The organism is Pseudomonas sp. CGJS7 (assembly GCF_036961695.1).
In genome coordinates this window covers 82077-94750 of the sequence record NZ_JBAMDI010000008.1, presented here as the reverse complement: position 1 = coordinate 94750, position 12674 = coordinate 82077, and the positions used below count along the sequence as shown (strand labels likewise).

The following is a 12674-nucleotide window of genomic DNA, read 5'->3' as shown; positions in this document are numbered from 1 at the left end:
CGCACCGTCGCCGGTAACCTTCTCCATCATCGGAATAGCTCGCCATGTTGATCACTCCACATTTCACCCTCGATGAAATGACCGTTTCCCAGCTCGCCGCCCGCGACGGGTTCGATAATGCACCGCCCCTCGAAGCCAGGGCCAACCTGCAATTACTGTGTGGTGCGCTGGAACAGGTACGTGCGTTGTTCGACGCGCCCATCATCATCAGCAGCGGGTATCGCAGTGAAAGGGTCAATCGGTTGATCGGTGGCGCCTCCGATAGCCAGCACGTGCAAGGGCTGGCGGCGGACTTCACGGTGATCGAGGTCAGCCCGCGCGAGACCGTCCGGCGAATCAGCGAAAGTGCGGTGCCCTTCGATCAGCTGATCCTGGAATTCGACAGATGGGTGCATCTGTCGGTGACGCGCGGCACGCCACGCAGGCAGGTGCTGACCCTGCGCAAAGGCAGCGGCTACCTGGCGGGGTTGCAATGAAGCGCATTGACGGCAGCAAGGGGATGTTCGTATGCTGTATATAAATACAGTATCGAGGTGAAGCCATGCTCAATGTCGAGCAACTCAAGTACAGCGTCAACCGCATGCCCGTGGATCGGGTGGCTGACGCCGTTCTGGAACTGCGCCTCGAAGGCCTGGTGACGGGCGACTGCACGCCGTTCGGCAAAGTCCACTTCAATACCTGCTTCGCCGAGATCGAGGCCTTGTTCCAGCGGGCCGGTTATCACCGAGGGCTGGATGTGGTGGGCTATGAGGGGTTGCTCTATGCACTCTACGACCCTGGCCGCTGGGAGCCGGTGCAAGTACTGCGCTGGCTGAAGGATCGCTGCGAGGCGATGGCCCAGGCTGGTTGAGGGGGCGGGCTTGGGCGATAATGCGCGGCCATGAACGTCTCGAGCCCAGCCATGACCACGCCTTTCGACCCCGCCCGCCAGCAAGCCAGTACGGTGTGCCTGCCACCTGGTAACTGGGTCACGGTGCTCGATTGCTTGTGTGATCATTTCAAGGCTATCGACCGCGCCCAGTGGCTTGACCGCTTTGCCCGTGGCCGGGTGCTGGATGCCGAGGGGCAGGCAGTTGCCGCCGACCTGCCTTACAAGCGTGGCATGCGTTTGCATTATTTCCGCGAAGTGCCGAACGAACGGCCGATCCCGGTGCAGGAGGTGGTGCTGCATGTGGACGAGCACCTGGTGGTGGCCGATAAACCGCATTTCCTGCCGGTGACGCCGACCGGTGAATACGTCGAGCAGACCTTGTTGCGCCGCCTGATCCGGCGCCTGGACAACCCGCACCTGGTGCCGTTGCACCGCATTGACCGGCACACCGCCGGGCTTGTGCTGTTTTCCGCCAACCCGCACAGCCGCAGCGCCTACCAGCGGCTGTTCCCCGAGCGGCGTATCGACAAGCGTTACCAGGCCATTGCCGCTGCCATGCCACAGCATGCCTTTCCGCTGGTGCACAAAAGCCGCCTGGTGCATGGCGAGCCATTTTTCCGCATGCATGAGGTGGAGGGTGAGGCCAACAGTGAAACCCTGGCCGAGGTGCTGGAGAAGAACGGTGAGCGATGGCGCTATGGGCTGTCGCCCGTGACCGGCAAGACCCATCAGTTGCGTGTGCACATGGCGGCTTTGGGGGCAGGGATCAGCAATGACCCGTTCTATCCGCAATTGCTCAACGAAGAGGATGACTACCAGCGGCCGCTGAAACTGCTGGCGCAGAGCCTGCGTTTCGAGGACCCGCTGAGTGGCGAAGAGCGCTACTTCGAGAGCCGCTTGCGGTTGGACTGGTAACACAGCAAGCGGACTTGCCTGCTAAAGGGGCGGGCCTGCTGGCCAATCTCCACCCGCCGTTCACCGTTGCTGCTGCTACCGTATTCGCGGGTAAACCCGCTCCTACGCACGCATCGGTGGTTCGCCACAGGCCGTCGTAGGAGCGGGTTCACCCGCGAATGGGCCGGGCCTGCTGGCCAATCTCCACCCGCCGTTCACCGTTGCTGCCGCTACCGTATTCGCGGGTAAACCCGCTCCTACATGGACCGGGGGTGGATGCGCATCAGTGGTTCGACACAGGCATCGACGGCCCGGCACAGCATCGGTGGTTCGGCACAGCCGTTGTAGGAGCGGGTTCACCCGCGAAAGGGCCGGGCCTGCTGGCCAATTTTCACCCGCCGTTCACCGTTGCCGCCGCTACCGTATTCGCGGGTAAACCCGCTCCTACATGGACCGGGGTGGACGCGCATCAGTGGTTCGACACAGGCATCGACGGCCCGGCACAGCATCGGTGGTTCGGCACAGCCGTTGTAGGAGCGGGTTTACCCGCGAACACCGGCAGAGCCGGTGCCATCCCCAGCGGAAGTCTCGAGCTTCAGCGGTTGAAGCGCTCCACCAGCGAATACTGGCTGCCCGCCGTGCTGGTCAGTTCTTCGCTCAGCAGTGCCGAGTGCTGCGCCTGTTCGGCGGTCTGGTCGGCCAGTTCGGCAATGGTGCTGATGTTGCGGCTGATCTCGTCAGCCACTGCGGTCTGCTCCTCGGTTGCAGCAGCAATCTGGGTGGCCATGTCGGTGATATTGGCCACCGCTTCGCTGATGCCTACCAGCGCTTCGTCGGCCTGCATTACCCGATCGACGCCTTCCTGTGCCTGGCGGTGGCCGGTTTCCATGGTCAGCACTGCGTTGCTGGCGGTCTGTTGCAGCTTGGCGATCAGGCCGTGGATCTGCCCGGTGGATTCGGCGGTGCGCTGGGCCAACTGTCGCACCTCATCAGCCACCACGGCAAAGCCACGGCCCATTTCACCGGCGCGCGCCGCTTCAATGGCTGCGTTCAGCGCCAGCAGGTTGGTCTGGTCGGCGATGCCCTTGATCACGTCGACCACGCCCCCAATCTCGTCGCTGTCTTTGGCCAGTTGCGTAACCGTCTGGCCGGTCTCGCCCACTGCCGCCGACAGGCGCTCGATGGCCTCGCGGGTTTCTCCGGCAATCTGCCGGCCCTGGCTGGTCAGGCGGTTGGCTTCCTGGGTGGCATCGGCGGTGCGCTGTACATGGTTGGCCACTTCCTGAGTGGTGGCGGCCATCTGGTTTACCGCGGCGGCGACTTGCTCGGTCTCCACCCGCTGGCGCTCCAGCCCCGAAGAGCTCTTGTGCGCCAAGGCATCGGACTGTCGTGCCTGTTCGCTCAGGTGTTCGGCACTGTCTTGTAGGCGCGTCAGGCAGGTTTTCATGCGTGCGTCCTGGCTGAGCATGGCCATTTCCAGGCGCGCCTGCACGCCACGGCTGTCGGTGAACATCTGCGCGATCAGTGGGTCGGAAGTGGTTTGCTCGGCCAGGCGCAGCAGGCGCTTGAGGCCGCGCTGCTGCCAGCTCAGGCCAAGCAGGCCCAGCGGTACCGAAAGCCCTGCGGCCAAGGCAAAGCCCCAGGAATGACCCAGCCAGTTGCCGATCAGGAAGCCCACCTGGCTGATCAGGATGAACGGTAGCCAGTCCTGCAGCACTGGCAGCCACTTGTCGCGACGCGGTACCGGCGGCTTGCCCTGGTTGATGCGCTGGTACAGGGCCTCGGCGCGGCGGATCTGTTCGGCGGTGGGCTTGACCCGCACCGACTCGAAGCCGACAACCTGGTTGTTATCGAAAATGGGGGTGACATAGGCGTTGACCCAGTAATGGTCGCCGGACTTGCAGCGGTTCTTGACGATACCCATCCACGGCTGGCCCTGCTTGAGGGTTTGCCACATATGGGCAAACACGGCAGGCGGTACGTCGGGGTGGCGCACCAGGTTGTGCGGTGCGCCCGTCAGCTCCTCGCGGGTGAAACCACTGATTTCGATAAAGGCATCGTTGCAGTAGGTGATCACACCCTTGGCGTTGGTAGTGGAGATCAACCGCTGCTGGGCTGGGAAAGTCCGTTCTCTCTGGGTAATCGGCTGGTTGTTACGCATGGGTGATAGTCCGCAGGGCTTTCGACAGGTATCGGCAAGCGGCTGGTTTTATTGAATGGATATTTGATTCATTGATTGCAGAGATCGAGCGCCGCCCCCGCGGCGCTCGGTTTCAAGAACGGAACGAATCTTCGGCCAGACTCAACTGGCGATCATCTGGCGCAACACATAATGCAGAATCCCCCCCGCCTTGAAGTATTCCACCTCGTTCAGGGTATCAATCCGGCATAGCACCTCGATCTGTTCCTGTTGGCCATCCTCGCGGGTAATGCGCAAGGGCAGGCTCATGCCAGGGTGAATATGCGCGCCGTCCAGCCCCAGTACATCGATCTGCTCCTTGCCGGTCAGCCCCAGCTGTTTGCGGTTGTGCCCAGCCTTGAACTGCAGCGGCAACACGCCCATGCCCACCAGGTTGGAGCGGTGAATACGCTCGAAGCTTTCTGCCAGCACGGCCTTGACCCCCAGCAGGTTGGTACCCTTGGCTGCCCAGTCGCGGCTCGAACCGGTGCCGTACTCCTGGCCGGCAATCACCAGCAGCGGGGTGCCTTCCTGCTGGTAACGCATGGCCGCGTCGTAGATCGACAGCTTCTCGCCAGTGGGCACATGCAACGTGTTGCCGCCTTCTTCGCCTGCCAGCATTTCGTTGCGGATACGGATGTTGGCGAAGGTGCCGCGCATCATCACTTCATGGTTGCCACGCCGCGAACCGTAGGAGTTGAAGTCGCGTGGCTCCACACCCTGTTCCCGCAGGTAGCGCCCGGCCGGGCTGTCGGTCTTGATGTTGCCGGCGGGGGAAATGTGGTCGGTGGTCACTGAATCGCCCAGCAGCGCCAGCACCCGTGCGCCGTGAATATTGGCAATTTGTGGCGGCGGCCCGCCGATGCCGTCGAAGAACGGTGGGTGCTGGATGTAGGTGGAGTCAGCCTGCCACACGTAAGTGGCGGCCTGTGGCACCTCGATGGCCTGCCATTGCGCATCACCGGCAAACACTTCGGCGTACTCCTTGTGGAACATCGCCGTATCGACCTTGGCCACGGCCTCGGCAATTTCCTGCTGACTCGGCCAGATATCCCGCAGGTAGACCGGTTGGCCGTCCTTGCCTGACCCCAGCGGGTCGCGCGTCAGGTCCAGGCGCACGCTGCCGGCCAGGGCGTAGGCCACCACCAGCGGGGGCGAGGCCAGCCAGTTGGTCTTGACCAGTGGGTGCACGCGGCCCTCGAAGTTGCGGTTGCCCGATAGCACCGAGGCCACGGTGAGGTCGGCGCTGCCAATGGCTTTTTCGATCGCCTCGTCCAGCGGGCCGGAGTTGCCGATGCAGGTGGTGCAGCCATAGCCGACCAGATCAAAACCCAGTTGGTCGAGGTAAGGCGTGAGCCCGGCTGCCTTGAAGTAGTCGGTGACGACTTTGGAGCCCGGCGCCAGCGAACTCTTGACCCAAGGTTTGCGTTGCAGGCCCTTTTCCAGTGCTTTTTTCGCCACCAGCCCGGCAGCCATCATCACACTGGGGTTGGACGTGTTGGTGCATGAGGTGATCGCGGCAATCACCACGGCCCCATCGCGCAGGGTGTGGGTCTGGCCCTGATGGCTGTAGTCGACTGCGCCGGTCTGGTCGGCGTTGCCCACTGCCACACCGCCGCCACCTTCGCTTTCCAGGCGGCCAACTTCTTTGGCCAGCGGTTTGGGCTGCAGCTCGATGAAGTGGTCGAAGGCTTGGCTGACCTGGCCCAGCGCTACGCGGTCCTGCGGCCGTTTGGGCCCGGCCAGGCTGGCTTCGACGTCGTCCATGTCCAGGGCCAGCGTGTCGCTGAATGACGGCTCCTGGCCGGGCAGGCGCCACATGCCCTGTGCCTTGCAGTACTGCTCGACCAGTTGCACGGTCGCTTCGGGGCGGCCCGAGAGGCGCAGATAGTCCAGGGTGACTTGGTCGACCGGGAAGAAACCACAGGTGGCGCCGTATTCCGGTGCCATGTTGGCGATGGTTGCGCGGTCGGCCAGGGGCAACTCGGCCAGGCCGTCCCCGTAGAACTCGACGAACTTGCCCACCACGCCTTTCTTGCGCAGCATCTGCGTCACGGTCAGCACCAGGTCAGTGGCAGTGATGCCCTCCCGCAGCTTGCCGGTCAGCTTGAAGCCGATCACTTCGGGGATCAGCATCGATACCGGCTGGCCTAGCATGGCCGCTTCCGCTTCGATGCCGCCGACACCCCAGCCGAGTACGCCCAGGCCGTTGATCATGGTGGTGTGCGAGTCTGTGCCCACCAAGGTATCGGGGAAGGCATAGGTGCGGCCGTCGGCCTCACGGGTCCACACCGTGCGGCCCAGGTATTCCAGGTTGACCTGGTGGCAAATGCCGGTGCCCGGGGGGACCACGCGGAAATTGTCGAAGGCGCTCTGGCCCCATCGCAGAAAGGCATAGCGCTCACCATTGCGTTGCATTTCGATGTCGACGTTTTCGGCGAAGGCCTGTGGCGTGCCGTAGCGGTCGACCATTACCGAGTGGTCGATCACCAGGTCGACCGGTGACAGCGGGTTGATCCGTTGCGGGTCGCCGCCAGCCTTGGCCATGGCGGCGCGCATGGCCGCCAGGTCGACCACGGCGGGCACGCCGGTGAAGTCCTGCATCAACACCCGCGCCGGGCGGTACTGGATCTCGCGGTCGGAGCGCCGTTCGCCAAGCCATTGGGCAATGGCGCGCAAGTCGTCGCCGGTGACGGTCGCGCCATCCTCCCAGCGCAGCAGATTTTCCAGCAGCACTTTCAGCGACATGGGCAGGCGCTGCAGGTCACCCAGCTGGCGGGCGGCCTCGGTGAGGCTGAAGTAGTGGTAGGTCTTGTCGCCGACCTTGAGGGGCTTGAGGGTGTTCAGGCTATCGAGCGAGGGCATTGCCAACTCCTTCTGCACCGGTGCCCGGCAAATATTCACGGTTTGCCGGCAGCACCGCTCTGTATCGGTCCGCACGGCACGGACCTGGCTGAATGGTCAGGTTAGACCGGTTTACGCTACCTGACCTTTTTCTGGACCGGCGGGGCGTGTCGCAGGTTCCGAACTTCCTTTATCATCGCCGCCCTGCCGGCGCCTGTGGTGCGCCAGCCGTAGTGGAGTGAGAGATGAATACCCTGTTCATGCATTGCCGGCCCGGTTTCGAGGGCGAGGTTTGCGCCGAAATCAGCGAACATGCCGCCCGCCTGGGTGTTGCTGGCTATGCCAAAGGCAAGCCGCAAAGTGCCAGTGCCGAGTTTGTCTGTAGCGAGGAGGGCGGTGCCGAGCGCTTGATGGGGGAACTGCGTTTCAACCAGCTGATTTTCCCGCGGCAGTGGGCACGTGGCGGTTACGTCGAACTGCCGGAAAGTGACCGCATCAGCGTACTGCTGGCGCAGTTGGCTGACTTCCCGGTGTTCGGTAGCCTTTGGCTGGAGGTGCTGGACAGCAACGAAGGCAAGGAATTGTCTACCTTCTGCCGAAAGTTCGAAGTGCCGTTGCGCAAGGCCCTGGAGAAGGCCGGCCGCCTGGTCGACGACCCTGGCCGTCCACGCTTGCTGCTGACCTTCATCAGCGGCCGGCGGGTATTTGTCGGCGTTGCATCGGCCAGCAACAGCGCCTTGTGGCCCATGGGCATCCCGCGCCTGAAGTTCCCTCGTGAGGCACCTAGCCGCTCGACACTCAAGCTGGAAGAGGCCTGGCACCAGTTCATCCCGCGTGAGCAGTGGGAGCAGCGCCTGGGTGATGACATGACCGGCGTCGACCTGGGAGCCTCGCCGGGTGGCTGGACCTACCAGCTGGTGCGCCGCGGTATGCTGGTGACAGCCATCGACAACGGGCCGATGGCCGAAAGCCTGATGGACACAGGCCTGGTCCAGCACTTGATGGCCGATGGTTTTACCTGGCAGCCGAAGCAGCCGGTAGACTGGATGGTGTGCGATATCGTCGAGAAGCCGGCGCGTACCACCTCGCTGATTGAAACCTGGCTGGGTGAGGGGCTGTGCCGCGAGGCGGTGGTCAACCTGAAGTTGCCGATGAAGCAGCGTTATGCCGAAGTACGGCGCCTGCTCGACCGTATGGAGGCAACATTCAAGGCACGCAAGATCAGGGTGTCGATTGCCTGCAAGCAGCTGTACCACGACCGCGAGGAAGTGACGTGCCACCTGCGGCGGCTCGACTTGAAGCCACGCTGAGGCCAGCGCGTCGTTCTGCTTCTGCTTCTGCTTCTGCGCCTGTGTCTGCTTCTGCTTTTGCTGTTGCATCTAAGCGCGCGATAGTTCAGGCGACGCAGATTGCGACTTCAGGAGGCCGAGTGCAGGGCTTGCGAAGGGAGGTGACGGGCATGGATGCCCGTCAAGCGCTGGGCCCCAGGATGGGGCCTGCAGCGCGGTCCTCCCGGGAGCAAGCCCGGAGCGAGGGGACCCCGGAGCGCAGCGCAGGGGCCGGATGATGGGAGCCGACGGTTTTTGGTTCCTTTTTGCCACGACAAAAAGGGACCCGCCGTAAGGGCGGAAAGGTGACTATGCGCCACCTTCGCGAATGAATACCTAATTGATGTGGATGCTCACATCCAAGAAGCAAGAAGCAAGAAGCAAGAAGCAAGAAGCAAGAAGCAAGAAGCAAGAAGCAAGAAGCAAATTCGTCTGTTTTGACTCAGCGAACCGTCCGTTTGCGATGGCGACGCTGACTCACCTTTTCGCCCTTACGGCGAGTCACTTTTTGTCAAACGCGACAAAAAGTAACCAAAAAACGCTGCGCTCCCATCATCCGGCCCCTGCGCTGCGCTCCGGGGTTCCCTCTCTCCGGCCTCGCTCCCGGGAGGACCGCGCTGCAGGCCCCATCCTGGGGCCCAGCGCTTGACGGGCATCCATGCCCGTCACCTCCCTCCGCAAGGCCTGCGTTCGGCCTCCTGAAGTCGCGAAGATCAAGATCAAGATCAAGATCAAGATCAAGATCAAGATCAAGATCGAGATCAAGAGCGCTGGGTTTGAAAGCCGTGCTTGGACCGCGTCGCGCTATGCGCGACAATAGCGATCATTTTCGGAGCCCCCCATGACCGATTTCACCCCCGACGCCATCCTCGATGCCACCGGCCTGAACTGCCCGGAACCCGTGATGATGCTGCACCAGCACGTACGCAACCTGGCCGCCGGCGGCCTGCTCAAGGTCATCGCCACCGACCCGTCGACCCGCCGCGACATCCCCAAGTTCTGCAACTTCCTCGGCCACGAGCTGCTGCAGCAGCAAGAGGACGCCGGCACTTTCCTGTACTGGATCCGCAAGAAAGCCGACTGAATCGCTCTGGAACACGCCCGGCGTTGCGCCTACACTGCGCTCCCCAGACAGGAGAGCGCCATGCTGATAGTTGCCGACGAGAACATCCCGCTGCTCGATGCCTTCTTCCAGGGTTTCGGTGAAATTCGCCGCTACCCCGGCCGAAGCCTCGATGCTGCCAGCGTCAAGGACGCCGATATCCTGCTGGTGCGCTCGGTGACCAAGGTCGACCGTCAGCTGCTCGAAGGCAGCCGTGTACGCTTTGTCGGCACCTGCACCATCGGCACTGATCACCTGGACCTGGACTACTTTGCAGAAGCTGGCATCCACTGGAGCAGCGCACCTGGCTGCAATGCCCGCGGCGTGGTCGATTACGTGCTGGGCAGCCTGCTGACCCTGGCCGAACTGGATGGCGTGGCATTGCCTGAGCGCGTGTATGGCGTAGTGGGCGCGGGTGAAGTGGGTGGCCGCCTCGTGCGGGTGCTGCATGGCCTGGGCTGGAAGGTGCTGGTGTGCGACCCGTTGCGTCAGGCCGCCGAGGGCGGCGACTACGTCAGCCTCGAAACCATCCTGCAGCAGTGCGATGTGATCAGCTTGCATACCCCGTTGCAACGCGGCGGCCAGCACCCGACCTGGCACCTGCTGGGGCAGGCGCAGCTGGCACAGTTGCGCCCGGGTGCCTGGCTGTTGAACGCCAGCCGTGGCCCGGTGGTGGACAACGTGGCCCTGCGCGAGCTGCTGCTGGACCGCGAAGACGTGCACGCGGTGCTGGATGTGTGGGAAGGGGAGCCGCAGGTCGACCTGCAGTTGGCCGACCTGTGCACCCTGGCTACGCCGCACATTGCCGGCTATAGCCTCGATGGCCGCCAGCGTGGCACGGCGCAGATCTACCAGGCGCTGTGCCGCTACCTGGGTGTGAACGAGCAGGTGCGACTGGCCGAGCTGCTGCCCAAGCCACCGCTGGCGCAGATCGAGCTGGATGCCAGCACCGACCTGTCCTGGGCCATGGCCACCCTGTGTCGCGCCGTGTATGACCCGCGCCGTGATGATGCCGATTTCCGCCGTAGCCTGAGCGATGATCCGCAGCAACAGCGGGCGGCGTTCGACCAGTTGCGCAAGCAATACCCGCCAAGGCGCGAGATCGAGGGGCTGGCCGTGCGCTTGCACGGGGAGGCGCCGCAGTTGGCGCAGTTGGTCAGTGCCTTGGGTGGGGTGTTGGTCTAAGCAAGCCTTGTCTTGATCTTGCAGGTAGGTGCGGTTGCCGGTTGGGGCGGCCAAGCCCACTGCCTGGGCAGATAAAAACCCGGCGCAAGCGCCGGGTTGCAAAGAATTCGCCGATCAACCTTTGCGTACGCGCTCGACACGGCTTTCTTCCAGGGCCTTGCAGGCCTGCTGGATCATCTGCTCGGTGATCGGCACTTCGCGCCCCTTGGCGTCGATGATCGAACCGCATACTTGCGGTTGCGGGGAGGTCTGGGGCTTCTGGTTATCACTGCCATGCTGCAAGCTCATGCACTGTCTCCTCTTCAGGTTCAAGCTCAGGGTAGCCCTGCGCCGTGACTGGCCTGTGACAGCTTCCGGGTCACGGCAGCAACAGTCCAGCAGAAACCCTGTGAAAGCTCCATAAGCTGTTTAGATCGATGCGTTATAGCAACCTTCATGCAGTCTCCCGACCGGGATGAGTGGTAGGCTGCCGCTTCCCCACCCTTTGTGGTCGTCGCCATGCCCGAATCGGTTTCCCCGCGCCAACGCCGCGCCTTGCGCCTGGCCTGGCAGTTCGTTCGCCCTTATCGCCGCCAAGTGCTGCTGGCATTGCTGGCGCTGGTGGTCACCGCTGCCATCACCCTGTCGATGGGCCAAGGTATCCGCCTGCTGGTGGATCAAGGCTTCATGACCCGCTCCGCGCACCAGCTCAATCAGACCATCGGGCTGTTCCTGCTGCTGGTGCTGGCGCTGGCGGTGGGTACCTTCAGCCGTTTTTATCTGGTGTCGTGGATTGGCGAGCGTTGTGTGGCCGATATCCGTCGTGCCGTCTTCGATCACCTGATCGGCCTGCACCCAGGTTTTTTCGAAGACAACCGCAGCTCCGAGATCCAGTCTCGGCTGACTGCGGACACCACCTTGCTGCAATCAGTGATCGGTTCATCGCTGTCGATGTTCCTGCGCAACGCGCTGATGGTCATTGGCGGTGTGGTATTGCTGTTCATCACCAACCCCAAGCTCACCAGCATCGTGGTGGTAACGCTGCCGCTGGTGTTGGCACCGATCCTGTTGTTCGGCCGTCGTGTGCGCAGCCTGTCGCGGCAGAGCCAGGACAGGGTCGCCGATGTGGGCAGCTACGTGGCTGAGACGCTGGGGCAGATCAAGACCGTGCAGGCCTACAACCACCAGGCGCACGACCGCGAACTGTTCGCCGATACGGTCGAAGCAGCGTTTACTGTTGCCCGCAAGCGGATTACACAGCGTGCCTGGCTGATTACCCTGGTGATCGTGCTGGTGTTGGGGGCGGTGGGGGTGATGCTGTGGGTCGGCGGCATGGATGTGATTGCCGGGCGTATATCCGCAGGCGAGCTGGCAGCATTCGTGTTCTACAGCCTGATCGTCGGCAGCGCCTTCGGTACCCTCAGTGAGGTGATCGGCGAGTTGCAACGGGCCGCGGGTGCCGCCGAGCGCATTGCCGAACTGTTGGCCGCGCGCAGTGCCATCCTGCCGCCCGCCGAGTCGCAGCAGCTGCCACAGCAGCGGGCCAGCGGGCGTATCGAACTGCAGCAGGTGGTGTTCGCTTACCCCTCACGGCCCACGGTGGCAGCTGTCGACGGCCTGAGCCTGACCATCGAGCCCGGGCAGACCGTCGCCCTGGTTGGCCCTTCCGGGGCAGGCAAGTCGACCCTGTTCGATTTGTTGCTGCGCTTTTACGACCCACAGCAAGGGCGCATCCTGCTCGATGGCCAGCCGGTTACCGAATTTGATCCCGACCAGCTACGCCGGCAGTTCGCTTTGGTGGCACAAAACCCCTCGCTGTTCCGTGGCACGGTGGAGGCCAACATTCGTTATGGCCGGCCCGAGGCGACCTTGGCTGAAGTCGAAGCAGCAGCCCGCGGCGCCCATGCCGACGAATTCATCCGGCAATTGCCCCAAGGCTACCAGACCCAGCTGGGGGAGGGCGGCATCGGCCTTTCCGGCGGGCAACGCCAGCGCCTGGCGATTGCCCGGGCCTTGCTGGTCGATGCGCCGATCCTGTTGCTGGACGAAGCCACCAGTGCCCTGGATGCACAAAGCGAATACTTGATCCAGCAAGCGCTGCCCAGCCTGATGGCCGGCCGTACCACGCTGGTGATCGCCCATCGCCTGGCCACGGTACAGCATGCCGAGCGCATCGCGGTCATCGACCAGGGCCGGCTGGTGGCGGTGGGCACCCACCGTCAGTTGATCGAGGACAGCCCGTTGTATGCGCGGCTGGCAGCGCTGCAGTTCACCACGGGCTAGCGTGTCGTG

At 63.3% G+C, this 12674-nt stretch carries 11 protein-coding genes; 8 read left to right on the top strand and 3 right to left on the bottom strand.

The window, feature by feature from the left end; all coding sequences use genetic code 11:
- Positions 1 to 44 precede the first annotated feature (44 nt).
- The 3 genes from V7787_RS07630 (at position 45) to V7787_RS07620 (ending at position 1786) form a co-directional block, all read left to right on the top strand.
- Positions 45 to 476 carry a D-Ala-D-Ala carboxypeptidase family metallohydrolase gene (locus V7787_RS07630; protein ID WP_064491094.1) on the top strand — a complete coding sequence of 144 codons (432 nt, stop codon included), beginning with the start codon at positions 45 to 47 and terminating at the stop codon, positions 474 to 476.
- 65 nt (positions 477 to 541) lie between these two features.
- Positions 542 to 850, top strand: coding sequence for a hypothetical protein (locus V7787_RS07625; RefSeq protein WP_014591801.1), 309 nt, complete (start codon positions 542 to 544; stop codon positions 848 to 850).
- A 51-nt stretch (positions 851 to 901) separates the two neighbouring features.
- Positions 902 to 1786 carry a pseudouridine synthase gene (locus V7787_RS07620; RefSeq protein WP_014591800.1) on the top strand — a complete coding sequence of 295 codons (885 nt, stop codon included), beginning with the start codon at positions 902 to 904 and terminating at the stop codon, positions 1784 to 1786.
- 574 nt (positions 1787 to 2360) lie between these two features.
- On the opposite strand, the gene V7787_RS07615 is transcribed toward V7787_RS07620, so the two are convergent.
- A complete protein-coding gene (locus V7787_RS07615) occupies positions 2361 to 3926 on the bottom strand; it encodes a methyl-accepting chemotaxis protein (protein WP_064491416.1) in 1566 nt (521 codons plus the stop codon).
- Between the two features lie 141 nt (positions 3927 to 4067).
- On the bottom strand, positions 4068 to 6809 hold the full coding sequence (acnA, locus tag V7787_RS07610; protein WP_010953110.1) for an aconitate hydratase AcnA: 2742 nt from the start codon (positions 6807 to 6809) through the stop codon (positions 4068 to 4070).
- Positions 6810 to 7033: 224 nt separating this feature from the next.
- Here acnA and rlmM point away from each other — a divergent pair, with 224 nt between their 5' ends.
- The 4 genes from rlmM to pdxB all read left to right on the top strand — a co-directional run bounded on the left by rlmM (position 7034) and on the right by pdxB (position 10403).
- Entirely contained in the window at positions 7034 to 8098 is a 1065-nt protein-coding gene (rlmM, locus tag V7787_RS07605; protein WP_004577178.1) for a 23S rRNA (cytidine(2498)-2'-O)-methyltransferase RlmM, read from the top strand.
- A gap of 676 nt (positions 8099 to 8774) precedes the next feature.
- The gene (locus tag V7787_RS07600) at positions 8775 to 8936 is read left to right on the top strand and encodes a hypothetical protein (protein WP_190870126.1); all 162 of its coding nucleotides are present in this window, start codon (positions 8775 to 8777) and stop codon (positions 8934 to 8936) included.
- A gap of 21 nt (positions 8937 to 8957) precedes the next feature.
- Positions 8958 to 9200, top strand: coding sequence for a sulfurtransferase TusA (gene tusA / locus V7787_RS07595; protein ID WP_003248727.1), 243 nt, complete (start codon positions 8958 to 8960; stop codon positions 9198 to 9200).
- 60 nt (positions 9201 to 9260) lie between these two features.
- Complete coding sequence (gene pdxB, locus V7787_RS07590; protein WP_190870127.1) at positions 9261 to 10403, top strand: 4-phosphoerythronate dehydrogenase PdxB; 1143 nt, start codon at positions 9261 to 9263, stop codon at positions 10401 to 10403.
- 114 nt (positions 10404 to 10517) lie between these two features.
- Here the strand turns inward: pdxB and V7787_RS07585 are convergent, their stop codons facing one another.
- A complete protein-coding gene (locus tag V7787_RS07585) occupies positions 10518 to 10691 on the bottom strand; it encodes a PA1571 family protein (protein WP_003248731.1) in 174 nt (57 codons plus the stop codon).
- A 210-nt stretch (positions 10692 to 10901) separates the two neighbouring features.
- Here V7787_RS07585 and V7787_RS07580 point away from each other — a divergent pair, with 210 nt between their 5' ends.
- Complete coding sequence (locus V7787_RS07580) at positions 10902 to 12665, top strand: ABC transporter transmembrane domain-containing protein (RefSeq protein WP_064492325.1); 1764 nt, start codon at positions 10902 to 10904, stop codon at positions 12663 to 12665.
- The last annotated feature ends 9 nt before the right edge of the window (positions 12666 to 12674 follow it).